Genomic DNA, 18,592 nt, shown 5'->3' with positions numbered 1-18,592 from the left:
TCATTTATGTGCGTTCGGAAATACGGTATACTAGGCATAACGAGAAAGTGAGGGGTTACGGTGAAACATCGAATATTCATTGTGGAAGATGATTTGAAAATTGCACAATTATTGGCGGGAACGCTTGAGAAATATCAGTATGAAGTCGCGATCATTCAGGACTTTGATCGAGTGGTCGAAGAATGCGTGGCGTACAATCCACATCTAGTGCTTCTTGATATCAATTTGCCGATCTATGACGGCTATTATTGGTGCCGGCAATTACGACAGCATACGATGTGTCCGATTATTTTCATCTCAGCACGTTCTGGCGATATGGATCAAGTATTTGCGCTGGAAAATGGCGGGGATGATTTCATTACGAAGCCGTTCCATTATGAAATTGTACTGGCGAAAATTAAAAGCCATTTGCGTCGGTCATTCGGGGAATATTCGCCCAGTCAGTCGGAGCGTATTATTGTATCCGGTGATTTGACGTTGTACATAGAACGGATGGCGCTGCAAAAAGGGGAGGAAGAAATTCCGCTTCAAAAGAAAGAGTGCGTTATTTTGGAAATGCTGATGAGTGAGTCGCCAAAAGTCGTGTCGCGCGAAAAATTGCTTGAAGAACTATGGGATGATCAGTCATTCGTTGATGAAAATACGCTCAACGTTAATATGGCGAGAGTACGCAAGAAATTAACCGACTACAACGTGCAGTCCTGGATTGAAACAGTGCGTGGAGCTGGCTATCGCTTCATGCCGGAGTCGGAAGCTTAATGAAAGCATTCACGCTGTTCATTAGAGAACATATCCCGTTCATGGTGTTCCAAATCGCACTCGTGTCGTTCATTTTACTGTTGTTTTGGCTCGACGGCTTCCGAAATCCGAATACAGCGATCTATTCGGTTGCGATGAGTATTTTATTTACGACGGGCTATTTAGTGGCAAAATTCATCATGCGACGAACATTTTATACGAAAATCGTGGAAAAGCCGAAACTGATGGAAGACGCATTGATCCGGCACGTCTTGACGCCCGAACATAAAATGACGACGGAATTTACACGTGAACTGTACCGCCTATATCAGCGTGAAGTACAGACGTTGTATGATGGGCAAAATCGTCATATGCACTTCATGAATCAATGGGTGCATCAAATGAAAACACCGATCTCGGTCATTAAATTATTATTGCAAGAAGATGAAATGGATAAGAAGAGTATCGAGCAGGAAGTCGAACGCATCCAAAATGGATTGGAAAACGTCCTGGTCAATGCACGGCTTGAAACGTTTGAAGAGGATATGCAAATTGAGCGTCTTTTACTTAGACAAGTGTTGCAAGAAGTACTCAATGATAACAAACGTCTCTTTATTACGAATGGCTTGTTCCCTGTGTTGAACGTTGATGATCATTTAACCGTTGCGACCGATCGAAAGTGGATCAAGTTCATGCTCAATCAATTCATTACGAATGCAGTGAAATATACATTTGAAAAAGGAAAGAAAATTTATGTCAATGCAGTTCAGCAACCAGAAGGACTGTGTCTAGAGATTGTCGATGAAGGAATCGGGATACCGGCATCCGACTTACACCGTGTGACGAAAGCTTTCTTCACAGGGGAAAACGGCAGATTGTCTGGCGAGTCAACAGGGATGGGGCTGTATATCGCATCGGAAGTATGTGAGAAACTCGGTCATCAATTGACGATTACCTCGAAACAAGGGGAAGGCACGACGATCGCCTTATTATTTAAAGACGGAGAGGCGGGTGAACAGTAAGATGACGCAACCAGTCGTTAAGATGGAAGATGTAACGAAGATCTATGAAGGTAAAGTGATCCATCGTGCATTGAATCAACTAGATTTCGATGTGCAAGAAGGAGAATTTGTCGCCATCATGGGACCGTCTGGGAGTGGGAAGACCACATTGCTGAATTTATTAATGGCGACAGATATTCCAACTACCGGCAAAATTGTGATAGGCGGTGTGGAGCCCGAAAAGCTCAGTCAAAATGACATTGCGCTATTTCGCAGACGGCAAATCGGCTTCGTCTTCCAAGAAATCAATTTACTGCAAATGCTGACAGTGGAAGAAAATCTCGTATTGCCACTTACTCTTGACGGATTGCCGATTGATGTAATGAAAAATCGCGTGGACGATATGGCGAACAAGCTAAACTTGGCAGACATTCTCGAGCGTCGACCTGACGAATTATCGGGTGGGCAAGCACAGCGTACGGCAATTGGAAGAGCGCTCATTCATCAGCCGAGCATCGTACTGGCGGATGAACCGACAGGAAATCTCGATTCAAAGTCTGCGAAAGATGTGCTCGAATTACTCGAACATATTAACCAACATGAAAAGACGACGATCATCATGGTGACGCATGACCCGATTGCCGCAAGTTACTGTGACCGCGTATTGTTTATTAAAGACGGTGAGTTTTTCAATGAAATTTACAAAGATGAACGCCGGCAGACCTTTTTCCAGCGTATCTTGAATGTGTTGTCATTACTTGGAGGTAATGTGAATGACTTTTCGACAGTTCGCTTACCGTAATGTTTTACGTAATCGCCGAGTGTATGCGGCATTTTTCATGGCGAGTGTATTTTCTGTCATGGTCTTTTTTCTTTATTCCATGTTATTATTCCATCCATCAATTGAAAACTCCTTTCTAAAAGAGATTTCCGTACTTGGTATGGGAATAGCGGAACTCATTCTATTCATTTTCACGTTGTTTTTTCTATTCTATTCGATGCGTGCGTTTTTGCAGGCACGATCTAAAGAGTTCGGGGTATTGCTGCTTCTCGGAATGGCAAAACGCCAACTGCATCGACTGATTTTCATCGAGACGATGCTACTCGGATTTGCTTCTATCATAAGCGGAATATTCCTCGGTTTCATGTTCTCGAAGTTTTTCTTTATGATTGTCAAAGCGATTGTACAGATTCCGATATTACCGCTTTATCTGTCATGGAAACCATTCGTACTGACGATGGGTGCATTTCTTAGTTTATTCGCTATCATTTCATATATCGCACCCGTATTCATTCAGCAAGGACAAGTATCGGACTTATTAAATGGAGACATGGCGGTTCAGTCTGTTTATTCGTACTCGAAAAGCCGTGGAGTTTTCGGCGTCGTGCTGTTGCTGATGGCTTACGCGATGGCGGCACTCGTATCGCGCTCGAGTATTATCAGCCTGTTCTTCTTGCTACCGCCACTCATTACGATCGGAACCTATTTCTTTTTCACGGACACCTTGCCGCTCGTATTGCATGCACTGCGACGGCAAAAGACATTCTTCTGGCGCGATTACTGGATGATCTCGATCTCGGAAAGCATCGTACGGTTGAAAGAAAACGCGCGGATGTTCTTTATCGTCACCATTGTGTCGACGATCGCATTCATGTCCGTCGGTATTCTCGCGTCGCTGACGTCATTCGCCTCGCAATACCGCGAAGTGAATCCACTCGGTCTAGTGTATAAAAGTTTGCCGCATAATGAATTCGAGTACCCACATATCGCTCAACTGACGAATGAACTCGAACAACAAGGTTTGGATTACTGGGCTGTGCGTTTCCGCGTACTTGAGCAGCAGTCTTCCTACACAAAGAACAAAGTCAATATCGTCAAGTTGTCCGATCTGAATGAACTGGCCGCAACCTTTGGTGAGAAACCTCTATCATTACGGAGAGGGCATGCGCTATTCCTACCGGCAACCGCCGCCGCAGCAAATCAATTGTCGACGGAATCAGTCAATACCGAACTGGCCGACAGCAAAGTATCGCTTGAAATTGAAGGGGTCTATCCGTATAAATTATTTCCACCGAACGCACTTGGACTCAATACGATCGTCGTGAATCATTTGGATTTCGACCGCATTGAAGAACAAGCAGGTCGTGGTTCGTTGGCGTTTAATTATTATGCGTTTAACGTCTGGGACTGGCAGGAAACACGAGAAATCGGACTGTCGATCAATGCGCAAGTGCTCGCAGGACTAGTGCTTGAAGATCGCGATCCGGTGCGGTATGAGTTCGAGAATCCGGGCCTGAATTACTCGCATATCCGTATGACGTTCTCGTTGCTGCTGTTTATCGGCTTGTTGCTTGCCGGGGTATTTTTCCTCGCGTCGGGCAGTTTTATCTATTTCCGATTGTATACGTCACTTACGCACGATCGACGGCAGTATGCGGTGTTGCAGCGGATTGGGATGACGGATCGGGAGTTTAAGAGGATTGTGAATCGACAGTTGATCCCGCAGTTTTTCTTCCCGTGGGGTGTGTCGTTTATTCATAGTGTGTTTGCGTTTTTGTCGTTGCAGGTGATTTGGGATGCGCTGGCTGAGATTTCGATTGTCAAGGAGCTGGCGCTCGTGCTCTGCGGCTTTGCGCTGATGCAGATTTTCTATTTCTATTTGATCCGCTGGCGTTACATTGCACATATTAAGGCACCTACTTCTTAGGGAGTGGGTGTTTTTTGTTTTTACATAGTTTGAGTTCAAGTTCAAGTTCAAGTTCAAGTTCAAGTGCAAGTGCAAGTGCAAGTGCTTAAAAGTGGTGAGTGAGTTTGTGAGTGGTTCGGGATGGAAGCTCCAGTTGGGGGACGCTTTCCCATGGGCTCTCGGTGAGCCAACCAGTTCGCTGCGCTCTCTTTTGGTTGTCTCTCCTTTCGAGCTGATCCATCGGGAGTCGCCCCCAACTTCCGCTTCCATCCTTACGTTGATAGTACAGTTACTTAAATCACTCATTGAACGTTGTATTTGAATTATTGTTTTGTCTTTACTTATTTAGATTCAAGTATTGAAGTTCAAAACCTATTACAACACTTACTTTAATGCACAACAAAAAGTGTCACCTACTCACTATGTAAGGGATTGAAGCGTAGGAGGGGGCGACTCCGAGAGGATCAGCGTGTGCCTTGAGACCCTGGACGTAGCGAAGCGAAGGAAGCGGCTCAAGCCACGCCCTCCGGAAAGCGTCCCCCTCCGAAGCGCAAATCCCCACCCCAACACCCTGCCAGCCTACCCAAATAAATAAAGAATACAAATTTCTCAGTAAACTCTTGCCAATTAATTATTCTATTAGTATAATGAATGAATTACTGAATGGTTATTCATTCACTTGTTAGGGAGATGAAAGCATGAATCTAGTTTCGAGCGTCCGACAAACAGCGCAGACCAAGCCAAGTAAAATTGCCTATCACTTCATGGGGAAAGACACGACATACGCAGAGTTCGACATGTCCGTATCCATGTTCGCCAACGCGCTACAAGACCTAGGAGTCAAACACGGTGACAAAGTGGCATTCCTTCTTGGTAACACGCCACACTACCTAATCTCACTCTATGCCACTATGCGAATCGGAGCGACAGCTGTGCCGATTAATCCGCTGTACACACCGGATGAGATTTCATTCATCCTGGAAAATAGCGACGCCAAGGCCGTTATTGCGATCGATCAACTCTTGCCACTAGTAGAAGTAGCGAGCCAGTCCTTCCCGACGATTGAGAACTATGTCGTCTGTGAAATGAGTCCGGATGCAGGGGAGAAGTTAGCTGCATTGCCTGATTCGGTTAAGCCGAAAGTTCATCCATTTAGCCTTTTGATGAAGCAATCGAAACCATTGACGGAAGTGGTGGAAGTTGACGAAAATGAAAGCGCTATCATCTTGTATACATCTGGAACGACAGGTCGTCCGAAAGGTGCTATGCTGACACACAAAAATATCTTCTCGAATGCACGTGATGTAGGGGACTATTTAGGCTTCTCAGAAAACGATAAAATCGTAGCCACGTTGCCTTTGTTCCACGTATTCGCGTTAACAGTAGTTGCGAATGCACCACTCGTTAAAGGTGCGACAATTTTACTGGAGCCGCGCTTTAGCCCAGGTGAAATCTTCCATATGATTCGCGAGCAGAAAGCAACAGTATTTGCGGGAGTGCCTACGATGTACAACTTCCTCTATCAATATCCAGAGGGAAGAACAGAAGACTTTGAATCTATCAGACTGGCTATTTCAGGTGGATCTTCATTGCCGGTTTCATTGCTTCATGATTTCGAAGAGAAATTCCAAGTGCGTGTTTCAGAAGGCTATGGTCTATCGGAAGCTTCGCCGGTTACTTGTTTCAATCCATTAGATCGCGACCGCGTTCCGGGATCGATTGGGACGAATATCATGAATGTCGAGAATAAAGTCGTCGATGAAATGGGCGAGGAAGTGCCTGACAATGAAGTCGGCGAATTAATTGTACGCGGGCCGAATGTCATGAAAGGCTATTATAAAATGCCTGAAGAAACAGCTGCTACAATCCGTGACGGTTGGCTCTATACAGGAGACTTGGCGCGACGCGATGAAAACGGTTACTTTTATATAGTAGACCGCAAGAAAGATATGATCATCGTCGGTGGATTCAACGTTTATCCTCGTGAAGTAGAGGAAGTGCTGTTCAGTCATCGCGATATTGTGGAAGCGGCAGTCGTTGGCGTGCCGGATATGAATTTCGGTGAAGAAGTACAAGCCTATGTAGTATTAAAGAAAGGTTCGGATGCGACGGAAGAGTCGTTGCAAGAATTCTGTGCGAAACGTTTGGTGAAGTACAAAGTTCCGAAGTCCATTCAGTTCTTGGATGAATTGCCAAAGAACACGACAGGTAAGATTCTGCGCCGTTCACTAAAAGATCAAATCAAAATATAATAGCAAATCAAACGAGTGAGTAGACGGTAACCGTCGATCACTCGTTTTTTTGTCGTTCATTCTTCACACATCCATTGCCAAGAGGAGTATCGTCTTGTTATGGTTTAGGAAGATACATTCAAGTAATAGGAGGGATTAGATGAAAAAACGACAGGTAGCAATTGAAGATTTATTCGAAACGAAATCCGTAACGAATCCGGTACTGGCACCAAATGATCAAGAAGCGGTATTTACGGTAACGGAGCTAAATAGAAAAGACAATACGTATTATTCTGCTATTCACCATATCGAGTTGGAGACAGGAGTCGTGACCCGGTGGACGTATGGCAAACAGCAAGTACGTGCGCCGAAATGGTCTGCGGACGGCAAACAACTCGCGTTTATATCGAATCGTAGTGAGACGGATCAACTCTATGTCATGCAAAAGGCTGGCGGAGAAGCACGCGCATTGACGAATTGTACAGAAGGAATTGATTCATTCGAATGGTCACCGTGCGGCAAGAAAATTTGGTTTACAGGGGCTGTTAGAACGGGCAAAACGTTTTCTACTACGGAGAAAAAAGAAGGTAACATGCCACAGCCGATCCGCGTAACCAACATGAAATACAAAGCGGATTTCGTCGGGGTATTGCCACAAGAGGTGTACACACAAATCGGCTATGTCGACATCGCAACTTGCACCATCTTTGATTTTACGTCAGAACCATTCGATCATACGCTTGAGGCGGTGTCGCATGACGGCAAGCAATTGGTGATGGCCGTCAATCGCAATGAAAACGTCGATCATGACTTTAGTTTACCGTTAGTACTCGTAGACATCGAGACGAAAAACGAAACGGTGATCCTCGACGAACAAGGATACTTCGGCGAGGTTGCATTCTCAAAAGACGATCGCTATATCGCGTATACAGGCTATGCTTTGACATTCGCCAATGTTACGCAGGCAGATGTATTCGTCTATGACCAATCAAACGGTCAGACGATGAATCTGACAGCAGGTATCGATGCACCGATCGGAGACGAAAGTATATCTGATCACTTGCAGCAAACGATTGCACCAGGTGTCGTCTGGACGGAAGACGAGCAACTTTATTTCCAACTATCGAGTATGGGAGACGTTCGTCTATATGCGGCTACACTTGACGGTGCGGTCTATCCCGCGACGGGCGAAGAAGAGCATGTCTACGGCTATGATGTCGCACGTAATGCTGAATTCGCTTTGCTAACGGTTAGCACGATGACGAACCCAGGGGAACTGTATCGTCAAACGATAGCGACGGGCGAACGGACGAAGTTGACTTCATTCAATGAAGACTGGCTGAAGAAAGTACAGTTGGTGGAGCCTGAAACGATCCATTATACGAATGGGAATACAAACGTCCAAGGGTGGCTCATGAAGCCAGCGAACTTTACAGAAGGTGAAACGTATCCGTTGATCGTCGAAATTCACGGTGGACCGCATGCGATGTACGGCTTTACGTATTTCCATGAGATGCAAGTGTTAGCAACGGAAGGCTATGGCGTTCTTTACCTCAATCCACGTGGCAGTCATGGCTATAGTCAAGCGTTTGTCGATGCAGTGCGTGGCGATTACGGTGGCGGTGGATACGAAGATATCATGGCAGGGCTGGATGAAGTGTTGAAAACTGAAAGCTGGATTGACGAAACACGTCTTGGCGTAACAGGGGGGAGTTATGGTGGCTTCATGACGAACTGGATCGTCGGACATACCAATCGCTTCAAAGCAGCCGTCACGCAACGGTCGATCTGTAACTGGATCAGCTTCTTCGGCGTATCGAATATCGGCTACTACTTCACCGACTGGCATTTACAAGCCGGAATGAAAGACGTCGACAAGTTATGGAAGCAATCCCCGCTGAAATATGCGGAGAATATCGAGACACCGTTATTGATTCTTCATGCAGAACGAGATTTCGTCTGTCCAATCGAGCAAGCGGAGCAATTGTATATTACGCTGAAAGATTTAGGTAAAGAGACAGAATTTGTCCGTTTCCCCGAATCTGATCACAATTTGTCAAGAACAGGGAAACCAAATCTACGAATTGCACGATTAGAAGAGATTACCGGGTGGTTTAAACGATATCTATAAGGTAATATGAGATTGTATGCCCGAACCGCTATACATGCGAAATATTGTGTGTATAATGAGAGACGAATTAAACATCTAAAAACTACTTGAGAAGAGGTTCTGCATGATGGAAGAGCAATTACTATACAGAATAGAGTCGGATTTTATCGGTGACAAGAAAGTACCACAAGACGCGTATTATGGAATTCAAACATTGCGCGCAGCTGAAAACTTCCCGATCACGGGCTATCGCGTCAACCGCGACTTGATCCGTGCGATCGCAATCGTTAAAAAGTCAGCTGCACAAGCTAACCGCGACATTGGTCAATTGGACGCGAATCTTGCCGAAGCGATTATCCAGGCGTCTGAAGAAGTAATCAATGGCGCATTGCGTGACCAATTCCTCGTCGATCCGATCCAAGGTGGAGCAGGAACGTCCGTCAATATGAACGCAAACGAAGTCATCGCCAACCGTGCGCTTGAAATTCTAGGCCACCAAAAAGGCGAATATGACATCATTAGCCCGAACACGCACGTGAACATGGCGCAGTCGACAAATGACGCATTCCCAACAGCCATCCATATCGCGACATTAATGAAAGTAGATAAACTATTAGAAGTGATGGAATCCCTTCATAAAACATACTTGAAAAAGTCCATCGAGTTCCAATCGGTCTTGAAAATGGGCCGTACACACTTGCAAGACGCGGTTCCAATTCGTCTTGGACAAGAATTCGAAGCCTACGCAATGGTACTACGTCGCGACATCGAACGCGTTCGTGTATCACGCGTCTACTTATATGAAATCAACATGGGCGCAACAGCTGTCGGAACAGGCTTAAACGCGGATCCACTCTATATCAAAAAAGTAGCTAGCTACCTTTCTGAAAACAGTGGCTTCGAACTAAAGTCTTCTACACATCTAGTGGACGCAACACAAAACACAGACTCGTACGTTCAAGTATCCGCAGCACTTCGCGGCACGATGCTGAACCAGTCGAAAATCTGTAACGACCTGCGCCTCATGGCATCCGGTCCACGCACAGGTTTATCCGAAGTTTCATTACCTGCAAGACAGCCTGGATCATCCATCATGCCAGGTAAAGTCAACCCAGTAATGGCAGAAGTCATGAACCAAGTGTCGTTCCAAGTAGTCGGTAACGATATGACAATCGCTTTGGCATCTGAAGCTGGCCAGTTCGAATTAAACGTCATGGAGCCAGTGCTCGTGTTCAACTTGCTGCAGTCATTGAAGATCATGACAAACGTATTCGGCGTATTCCGCGATTATTGTCTAGACGGCATCACGGCACACGTCGAGCACTTGGAAGAGTACGTGGAGAAGAGTATCGGTATCATCACAGCGATCAATCCTCACGTTGGATATGAAGTGGCGTCTGAGATTGCGAAAGAGGCGTTGCTGACGAACAAGTCAATCCGCGAGATTTGTATCGAGAGAAATATCCTGTCTAAAGAAGATTTGGATACGATTCTACATCCGTTCGAGATGACGAAGCCTGGTATTTCGGGTAAAGAGCTATTGAAGAAGAAGATTATTCTTTCTAAATAAGTGAGGCTTGATGGGGGATAGTGGTTCTGGGAATGGGGCTCCAGACGGGACGCTTTCCGGGGGAGTGATCTTGAGCCGCTTCCCTCACTTCGTTCAGTCCAGGGTCTCAAGATCACTCTGATCCCCAGGAGTCGCCCGTCTTCCGCCCCATTCCCTACTTTGGTAGTGGAAGACACTTAGAAATAATACTTGCATTTTAAGTACTAATTTCTTTGTACTTGGTTTTAAAGATCGTATGTCATTGAACTTAATAAAGTATCACTACTAACTAGTTGATTGCAGTGGAAGGCGGCGACTCCGGGAGGATCAGCGGGACAGGTGAAACACCCTGCGAGCAAAGCGAAGGGGTGTGGTTCACCGCCCGCCCTCCGGAACGCGTCCGCCTGCAACGGAAATCAACGGTTTTCAGAACACTATCTATTTATCTGAGTCTCCAATCTCCACTACTCTAAGTGTGAAGGAGTATCCCGCTATGAAAGTGCATAACATTATGGAAGTCGTCGTACGTGACGTCATTTCCAAGTATAAAAACGAACTCAACATGCCGTGCACATGCGACCACTGCATGAACGACGTACTCGCCATGACGCTCAACAACGTCAAACCGCAATACATCGTCGAAGAATCAAACAGCGCCTACATCCGCGCCGTCCACGAAGCCGACCGCCAAGGAGCAACCGCTATCTTGACGAAGGTCGCCTGGGCTGCCGGTATCGTCGGGCAAAATCCTAGATGCGACAACATAAAAAATCCTTCCGATCATTAATCGGAAGGATTTTTGCTTATTTCAACAACGAAACCGTATCTTTCAAATTACTATTCACCGAGTTGATCAACATCTGATCACCCTTTGAACGAATATCCTGCTGGACAAATGTCATCATTTCCTTCGCCACATCGGTATCGGCCAGCTTTGATAGGGAAGTTGTTAAATTGTTTTCAAACACCAAAGCGTTCGTTAAGTGATGCTCATAGTTGTTGGGTGAGTGCTCTATCGGGGTGTTTGTTCGCTCTATGGGACACGCTAAGCGCTCTATCCGGCCGTTTATCCGCTCTATGGGACATGATGAGTGCTCTATCGCGTCGTTTGTTCGCTCTATGCGTCAAGCTGAGTGCTCTATCAGGTCGTTTGTTCGCTCTATGCGTCAAGCTGAGTGCTCTATCAGGTCATTCATCCGCTCTATCCCAAAACCATTACTTACCCTTAAACACAGGTTTCCGCTTCTCCGAAAAAGCAATCAACGCTTCTACACGATCCTCCGTCGGCAACGTCATCTCATATGCCTTCCGCTCAATCGCGAGCCCCGTTTGCAAGTCTGCCATCATCCCTTGCTTGATCGCAAACTTCGCCTGCTGAATCGCAATCGGCCCGTTAGCAAGCAATGAATCCACAAACGTATTCACCGTGTCTTCCAATGAATCTAAAGGCGCTTTCTGCGTCACCATACCTAAATACAACGCTTCTTCAGCAGACACGCGTCGTGCTGTCAAAATCAGCTCCATCGCTTTCGATTCACCAATCAACCGAGGCAACCGCTGCGTGCCGCCAGCTCCTGGAATAATCGCGAGTCCAGTTTCCGTCAATCCCATCACCGCACTGTCTGCCGCAATCCGGAAGTCACAAGCTAATGCAAGTTCCATGCCACCACCGAATGCAAAGCCGTTGATGACCGCAATGGTTGGCTGGGGGAGTTGGTCGATCATCGTAAAGACGTCACCGATCTTGTTCAGATTTCGACGGACCATGGATTCCGTCAACGTCTTGCGTTCCTTTAAGTCAGCGCCCACGCTAAATGCTCGGTCACCGCTGCCTGTAAATACTACTGCTCGCACGTCGGGGTCGATCCGGATGCCTTCGACTACTTGCCCGAGTTCGAGTAGTAGTTGGTAGTTAAATGCGTTCATAGAGTCAGGTCGGTTGAGTGTTACGTAGGCTACTGCGTCTTTTTGTTCGTAGATAATGTCTTGCATGGTCAAACGCCTCCTTGAAGTGTCTAGTCTAGTTACAAGATAGCATGAAAGGGCTTATTTCGTCAGTTTTAGAGAGTTGGAAGGGGAAGGGCATCGTTACGCTGCGTTCCAGGCGGACGCGTTCGGGAGGGCCCGCGGTAAGCCAACCAGTTCGCTTCGCTCTCTTTTGGTTGTCTTACCTGTCGAGCTGATCCTCCCCGAGTCGCCGCCTTCCACTCCGCTTCACTAGTGTCCTCTTTCTGATTGGGGCAGTTCAAAGTCTTGTGTTGAACTTGAACTAGATATCTAGCCTAAATTCAATGAACGACATGAAGTGCCGCCCCACTAAAACTAGGATTGAAGCGTAAGAGGGGGCGACTCCGAGAGGATCAGCGTGCGCCTTGAGATCCCGCAGGTAGCGAAGCGGACGAGGAAGCTCAAGCCACGCCCTCCGGAAAGCGTCCCCCTCTGAAGCGCAAATCCTCTACCGTGCCCAATGTCCCCTTTACAGATGCCAACTCCATTAATTTCAGGTAGAATAAAAGGCAGGAGTTGATCATATTGAAAACAGCGATTGTGACAGATACGACGGCGTATGTGCCGGATGACATAAAAGCAGAACTCGGGATCCATACCATCCCGTTACTCGTAACCATCGACGGCAAAGAATTCAAAGAAGAAGCCGACCTCACAACCGAAGCATTCTACGACATGGTACGTGGCAAAGGCCCGCTGCCGAAAACGTCACAACCCGCCATCGGTGACTTCCAAACACTATTCAGCGAACTGGCGAAAGACTACGACGCAGTCATTTCCATCCACCTCTCAAGCGGCATCAGCGGAACCTATATGGGCGCTGTACAGGCTGCCGAGCTCGTACCGGAAATAGAAGTGCTGGCGTTCGACTCAGAAATCTCGGCCTATCCCCAAGGCTTCTACGCAATCCGTGCGGCGCAACTGGCGAATGAAGGTGTCAACCCGCATGCGATCCTTGCAGAACTCGACGAAATGAAACATTCGATGAAAGCTTATTTCATGGTGGACGACCTAACGCATCTTCAACGTGGCGGGCGTTTATCTGGGGCACAAGCGCTCGTTGGCGGACTACTGCAAGTAAAACCGATCCTACACTTTGTAGATAAAATCATCGTGCCATTCGAGAAAATCCGCACGACTAGAAAAGCAATGAAGCGTATTTCAGACTTACTATCTGAAGACGCAAAGAATCAATTGCTCGATGCGGTAGTTATTCATGCGAATCGCTATGACGACGCAGTAGAATGGAAGAAACAATTAGAAGAAAAACATCCGAACGTCGATTTCACGATTAGCCACTTTGGCCCGGTTATCGGCACGCATCTTGGCGAAGGGGCCATGGGACTCGGTTGGGTGAAACGACGCGGAACCTGAATAGGGGGACGTGTATGACCGAAGAAATACAGCAATTCTTGGCAGGCCGCATCTGGCTGCGCCATTTGTTGCCGTTTCCGGAAGAAGCCGTTGATGAAGCAATCCGTCAAGGTGATATCCATATAGAAAAAGGCGTCAAAACGAAAACGACTTGGCATGGTCATCACTATACGTGTCAGCGTTGCCATAACGATAATCAAGCACGATTCACGATATTTACTTGTGCGCAGTGCGAAACAAGCTGTGCCTATTGCAGAAATTGTCTCAATATGGGACGGGTATCATGCTGTTCTGATTTACTGACATGGACAGGCACGCCACCCCTGTACCCGACAGAACACCGCATGAACTGGCAAGGCAATTTAACACCATCCCAGCAAAAAGCGACGACTGAATTACTCGAAAGTACGAAACAAGGGATATCCCATCTACTGTATGCGGTATGTGGATCGGGCAAGACGGAAATGTTATTCCAGCCGATTCACTATCTATTGAAGGAAGGCAAACGGGTTTGTCTCGCAGCGCCTCGAGTGGACGTCATTCTCGAATTACTGCCTCGTTTAACTACAGCCTTTCCAGATACGAAAGTAGAAGCTTTATATGGAGGGGCGGAAGTAGAACACTTCGATGCCCAGCTAATCCTCGCAACGACCCATCAGCTTTATCGTTTTCACGAAGCGTTCGATGCGATTTTTGTGGATGAAGCCGATGCTTTTCCGTATACAGCGGATGAAACGTTGCAGCGGGCGGTCCGAAAAGCCGCAAAACCTCATGCACCGATTCATTTCGTCACGGCGACCCCTTCGAGTCAGTTGCTTACTATGAATAAAAAGCAAGGCAATATCTCGGTTCTTGCAAGACGTTATCACGGCCAGCCACTACCTGTACCGCGTAATGAAGCGTTATGGAATTACGAGAAGCAGCTGAAAAAGAAACGCATTCCAGTGAAACTACTACGCTGGACGACCGAACGTCTTGACAAGCAACAACCATTCCTCATCTTTTTCCATCAGATTGAACTGATGGAACTAGCGGAACCGTTATTCCAGAAACTCGACGAACGAATTTGTGCTGTGCACGCGGAACATGATGACCGGAAAGAGCGAGTGCAGTTGCTTCGACAGAAAGAGATTCCGGGTCTTCTGACGACAACGATTCTCGAGCGAGGGATTACGATACCGAACGTGCAAGTGGCGGTTGTCGGAGCGGAGCAAACGATCTTCAATAAAGGCGCGCTGATCCAAATCGGAGGACGCGTCGGTCGATCCGTGCCGAATACGTCAGGCGACTTCGTACTGTTCCATCAAGGCATTACACGCGCCATGGATGAAGCGAAGCGGGAAATCCGCAAGCTGAATCGCACGGAGGTACCGCAATGACGTGTGTACTCTGCGACACACTACTCAACGACCAGCCCACTTGGCAACACTTCCTCGGTATTCAACAAGACCTGTCTGCTTGTCCCACCTGTTTTGAGAAGTTCGAACGCATTGATTGTATCGAACAAGATGACGTACTCGATTCTGTTCATTCGCTCTATGCATATAATGAAGCAGCGAGAGAGTACTTGCATCAGTTCAAGTTCATGCAGGACGTGGCGCTGGCGGACGTTTTCGCGCAACCGCTACGGAAAGTACTACGTGATCCGAAAAAGATCATCGTACCGATCCCGATGCATCCTACGAATAAAAAGAAACGAACCTTTTCGCAAGTGGATGCGTTACTAGAAGCAGCGAATATTTCGTATCAATTACTACTTGCGAAAACGACGGAATCGGTCATGGGCGAAAAATCACGTAGCGAACGCTTGGCGATGACTGAACTATTTCAGGTAACGGCCGATATACCAAGTAATGAAGCAGTGTATGTGCTTGTGGACGATATTTACACGACGGGTACCACATTGCGTCACGCGGCACGAGCACTGAAACAGCGTGGAGTACACCGAGTAGAAGCTGTGACGTTATTTAGACCTATAAGAGAGAAGTGATGGAGATGGCGGAAGCAAGAAATTGCCCGACATGTGGCAGTATGTTTAATTACACGGGATTGCGGGAAGTTTGTCCTACGTGTGCACAAACAGAAGAGACGATGTACGAAAACGTCTATAAATTTTTGCGCAGACGCGAAAACCGTGCGGCGAATATCGATCGCATCGTCGAAGTAACAGGCGTTACACAGGAATTACTCCATAAATGGGTACGTAAAGGCAGATTGCAACCTGCACTATTTCCGAATCTTGGCTATCCATGTGATCGATGTGGCGCATTAACATCGACTGGCAAGATCTGTGACAAATGTACGGAAGAGATTCAGGCTGACTTGCAGACGTTTGATGCGGCAACAGAGCTTCGAGAAGCCATTAAAGCGCAAGATCGAGGCACATACTATGCACGAAAAGAACGAGGATGACAAGCAAGCGATACGAGCAGTTGGTACTGCTCGTTTTTTCGTTCGAAATGCCTCTAAACGTTTCGGTAAATCTGCCGAAATAAAGAGTAGGACCCAAATACCACGCAAAATTTGAAAGGAGCGAGACGTATGAAAGTAGAAGGATTTAAACCACAAGCAGTCAACCCATACCGAAGTCAACAAATGAAAGTCGATCAAACGAAACAAGCGAGCCAGGTGAAAACAGACAAGATTGAAATTTCATCGGAAGCGAAAAAGTTATCCGCAGCTTCACCGATTGAATCGGCTAGACAACAACGTGTGCAGGAATTGAAAGCACAAGTACAGTCTGGAGAATATCAAGTAGATGCGAGCAAACTCGCTTCGAATATGCTGTCGTACTTTAATAAGCTATAAAGAAAGTAGGGTTACACATGTCCATTGAACCAATTTTGACAACGCTCAGTCACCTGGAAAAACTGCATACGAGCTTGCTCCGTCTTTCAAACGATAAGACCGCATTGCTGAAAAGCGGCGACATCGAGGGAATTGACCAGCTGTTGAAGGAGGAGCAATCTCACTTAGCAGCTATTGTGCAAATGGACCAGAAGCGCGTGCAGGAAGTGAAGCAGTATTTAACCGCACAAGGAAGTGCAGTACCTGCTGAACCAACTATGACGCAATTGATTGAACTAGCAAGCATTCCGGACAAAGAACAGTTAGCAGAGGCGAGGGACCGTCTCCTGCATGCGATTCATGAGTTGAAACAACAGAACGAACTCAATCAGCAGCTAACGTACCAATCTCTTCAATTTGTGAATCTATCGCTGGACATGGTCCGTCCGCGTCCGGAAACCGTCAACTATTCAAAAAACGAAGTACAAGGGCAGTCACAAAGCGGAGCGAAAACGAAGCTCTCCTCATTCGACTCCCAAGCATAAGGAGGACATCATACTATGCGCTCTACATTTATGGGTTTAGAAACAAGCAAACGCGGTTTGTATACACAGCAAACCGCTCTTTATACGACAGGACATAATATAGGAAACGCGAATACGCCTGGCTACTCACGTCAGCGCGTAAATATGCAGGCGACTTCTGGGTTTCCAGGAGTAGGAATGAACGCAGGAACGATGCCAGGATTTCTTGGGACAGGCGTAGAAGCAGGCAGTATTCAGCGGATTCGGGATTCGTTTGTGGATCATCAGTTTCGTAGTGAATCGACGAAGTTAGGGTACTGGGAATCGCGCTCGAATGCGATTGCGCAGATGGAAGATGTGATTGGTGAGCCTTCGGAGTATGGGTTACAGCAGTCTATGAGCGACTTTTGGCAATCTTTGCAGACACTTGCGGCGAATCCGGAGAACGGTGGAGCTCGTGCGGTGGTTGTGGAGCGTGGGGCTGCGGTGGCAGATTCGTTTAACTATATTTTTAAATCTGTTTCTGAGATTAAAGGGAACTTAGGTGATGAGATTGACTTTGGTACGAAGACGATCAACTCTTTGCTTAGTCAAATTGGTGAGTTGAATAAACAAATTGCTACTGTAGAGCCGAATGGCTATTTACCGAATGATTTATATGATGCGCGTGATGGCTTGCTTGATCAGTTGTCTAGTTTGGTACCGATTGAAACGAGTTATGAACCCACTGGTGGACGAGCTCCTGCGATTGCGGAAGGTACGGTCACGATCAAGTTTAAAACTTCTGGCGAGTCTATAACAGTATTGCAGAAAAATGAAGTGTCTCAACTGAGTGTGGATGGAAAAGTTGATGAGGGACCTATGCCCGATCCCATGACAGGATTCACATTCAGTGGTGGGCCAGCAAATGGCCAGGAACTATCAGTCAATGATATGGTCAAAAGCGGAGAAATGAAGTCGCTTGTAGACTCATACGGTTATAATACACCAACTGGCGTTAAAGGTTTATATCCAGATATGATGGCAAGACTAGATAAAATGGCGAATGAATTTGCAAATGCATTTAATGAAGTACATGAGAATGGAACTGATTTGAAAGGTGCAGCGGGGGAACCGTTCTTTGTTACGAGTAATCCACCTAGCAATCCACCAAACAATAAATTCACTGCGAGTAATATAGCTGTAAATGAAGCTATTCGAAAAGACTCCAACTTATTGGCTGCTTCTACTTCACCAGAGAACAATGCAGAAGTAGGAAATGGTCAAAATGCTAAGCTGCTTAGTGATGTATTCTTTGCTAAACTGGATGGACTAGATGGATCCAGTGTTCAAAGTTTCTACGCACAAACAATTGGTCAACTAGGTGTAGAAGGTCAACAAGCAATCAAAATGACAGACAGCTCCGGTGCATTGCTATTGTCCGTTTCCAACCGACGCGACTCGATCAGTTCCGTCTCACTCGACGAAGAAATGACCGACATGATCCGCTTCCAGCAAGCGTACAACGCATCTGCCCGCATGATTACCGTGATGGACGAAGCACTCGACAAAATCATCAACGGAATGGGTACAGTCGGCAGATAA

The 18,592-nt window shown here is 46.6% G+C and carries 17 protein-coding genes; 15 read left to right on the top strand and 2 right to left on the bottom strand.

Annotation, left to right across the window (positions count from 1 at the left end; genetic code table 11):
* The first annotated feature begins 60 nt into the window (after window positions 1-60).
* The 8 genes from Q7P97_RS13370 (at window position 61) to Q7P97_RS13335 (ending at window position 11,103) form a co-directional block, all read left to right on the top strand.
* Window positions 61-759 carry a response regulator transcription factor gene (locus Q7P97_RS13370; protein ID WP_303969789.1) on the top strand — a complete coding sequence of 233 codons (699 nt, stop codon included), beginning with the start codon at window positions 61-63 and terminating at the stop codon, window positions 757-759.
* Complete coding sequence (locus Q7P97_RS13365; RefSeq protein ID WP_303969787.1) at window positions 759-1,760, top strand: sensor histidine kinase; 1,002 nt, start codon at window positions 759-761, stop codon at window positions 1,758-1,760. The genes Q7P97_RS13370 and Q7P97_RS13365 overlap by 1 nt, the downstream gene beginning before the upstream one ends.
* A 1-nt stretch (window position 1,761) precedes the next feature.
* Window positions 1,762-2,541, top strand: a complete 780-nt coding sequence (locus Q7P97_RS13360; protein WP_303969785.1) for an ABC transporter ATP-binding protein — start codon at window positions 1,762-1,764, stop codon at window positions 2,539-2,541.
* The gene (locus tag Q7P97_RS13355) at window positions 2,513-4,447 is read left to right on the top strand and encodes an FtsX-like permease family protein (RefSeq protein WP_303969783.1); all 1,935 of its coding nucleotides are present in this window, start codon (window positions 2,513-2,515) and stop codon (window positions 4,445-4,447) included. Before Q7P97_RS13360 ends, Q7P97_RS13355 begins: the two co-directional genes overlap by 29 nt.
* 677 nt (window positions 4,448-5,124) lie before the next feature.
* Window positions 5,125-6,678, top strand: coding sequence for a fatty acid--CoA ligase family protein (locus Q7P97_RS13350; protein ID WP_303969782.1), 1,554 nt, complete (start codon window positions 5,125-5,127; stop codon window positions 6,676-6,678).
* A 139-nt stretch (window positions 6,679-6,817) separates the two neighbouring features.
* The gene (locus tag Q7P97_RS13345; RefSeq protein ID WP_303969781.1) at window positions 6,818-8,788 is read left to right on the top strand and encodes a S9 family peptidase; all 1,971 of its coding nucleotides are present in this window, start codon (window positions 6,818-6,820) and stop codon (window positions 8,786-8,788) included.
* A 103-nt stretch (window positions 8,789-8,891) separates the two neighbouring features.
* The gene (gene aspA / locus Q7P97_RS13340; protein WP_303969779.1) at window positions 8,892-10,337 is read left to right on the top strand and encodes an aspartate ammonia-lyase; all 1,446 of its coding nucleotides are present in this window, start codon (window positions 8,892-8,894) and stop codon (window positions 10,335-10,337) included.
* Between the two features lie 472 nt (window positions 10,338-10,809).
* Window positions 10,810-11,103 (top strand): late competence development ComFB family protein, encoded by a 294-nt coding sequence (locus tag Q7P97_RS13335; protein WP_303969778.1) that lies wholly within the window; start codon window positions 10,810-10,812, stop codon window positions 11,101-11,103.
* Window positions 11,104-11,119: 16 nt separating this feature from the next.
* Here the strand turns inward: Q7P97_RS13335 and Q7P97_RS13330 are convergent, their stop codons facing one another.
* Window positions 11,120-11,284 (bottom strand): hypothetical protein, encoded by a 165-nt coding sequence (locus tag Q7P97_RS13330; protein ID WP_303969776.1) that lies wholly within the window; start codon window positions 11,282-11,284, stop codon window positions 11,120-11,122.
* Window positions 11,285-11,531: 247 nt separating this feature from the next.
* Window positions 11,532-12,308, bottom strand: coding sequence for an enoyl-CoA hydratase-related protein (locus Q7P97_RS13325; protein ID WP_303969774.1), 777 nt, complete (start codon window positions 12,306-12,308; stop codon window positions 11,532-11,534).
* Window positions 12,309-12,848: 540 nt separating this feature from the next.
* Here Q7P97_RS13325 and Q7P97_RS13320 point away from each other — a divergent pair.
* The 7 genes from Q7P97_RS13320 (at window position 12,849) to flgK (ending at window position 18,592) form a co-directional block, all read left to right on the top strand.
* Window positions 12,849-13,697: a DegV family protein gene (locus tag Q7P97_RS13320; protein WP_303969772.1), complete on the top strand. Its 849-nt coding sequence runs from the start codon at window positions 12,849-12,851 to the stop codon at window positions 13,695-13,697.
* A gap of 14 nt (window positions 13,698-13,711) precedes the next feature.
* Window positions 13,712-15,076 carry an ATP-dependent helicase ComFA gene (locus Q7P97_RS13315; protein WP_303969770.1) on the top strand — a complete coding sequence of 455 codons (1,365 nt, stop codon included), beginning with the start codon at window positions 13,712-13,714 and terminating at the stop codon, window positions 15,074-15,076.
* Complete coding sequence (locus tag Q7P97_RS13310) at window positions 15,073-15,687, top strand: ComF family protein (RefSeq protein WP_303969768.1); 615 nt, start codon at window positions 15,073-15,075, stop codon at window positions 15,685-15,687. Before Q7P97_RS13315 ends, Q7P97_RS13310 begins: the two co-directional genes overlap by 4 nt.
* Before the next feature lie 5 nt (window positions 15,688-15,692).
* Complete coding sequence (locus tag Q7P97_RS13305; protein ID WP_303969818.1) at window positions 15,693-16,109, top strand: TIGR03826 family flagellar region protein; 417 nt, start codon at window positions 15,693-15,695, stop codon at window positions 16,107-16,109.
* A 129-nt stretch (window positions 16,110-16,238) separates the two neighbouring features.
* Window positions 16,239-16,505, top strand: a complete 267-nt coding sequence (gene flgM / locus Q7P97_RS13300) for a flagellar biosynthesis anti-sigma factor FlgM (RefSeq protein WP_303969766.1) — start codon at window positions 16,239-16,241, stop codon at window positions 16,503-16,505.
* A 17-nt stretch (window positions 16,506-16,522) separates the two neighbouring features.
* A complete protein-coding gene (locus Q7P97_RS13295) occupies window positions 16,523-17,029 on the top strand; it encodes a flagellar protein FlgN (protein WP_303969764.1) in 507 nt (168 codons plus the stop codon).
* Between the two features lie 15 nt (window positions 17,030-17,044).
* Window positions 17,045-18,592, top strand: coding sequence for a flagellar hook-associated protein FlgK (gene flgK / locus Q7P97_RS13290; protein ID WP_303969762.1), 1,548 nt, complete (start codon window positions 17,045-17,047; stop codon window positions 18,590-18,592).

The organism is Sporosarcina ureae, assembly GCF_029267015.1.
Classification (GTDB): Bacteria; Bacillota; Bacilli; order Bacillales_A; family Planococcaceae; genus Sporosarcina; species Sporosarcina ureae_D.
Note: the sequence above shows the minus strand (reverse complement) of the source record. Positions and strands in the feature narration are given on the sequence as shown.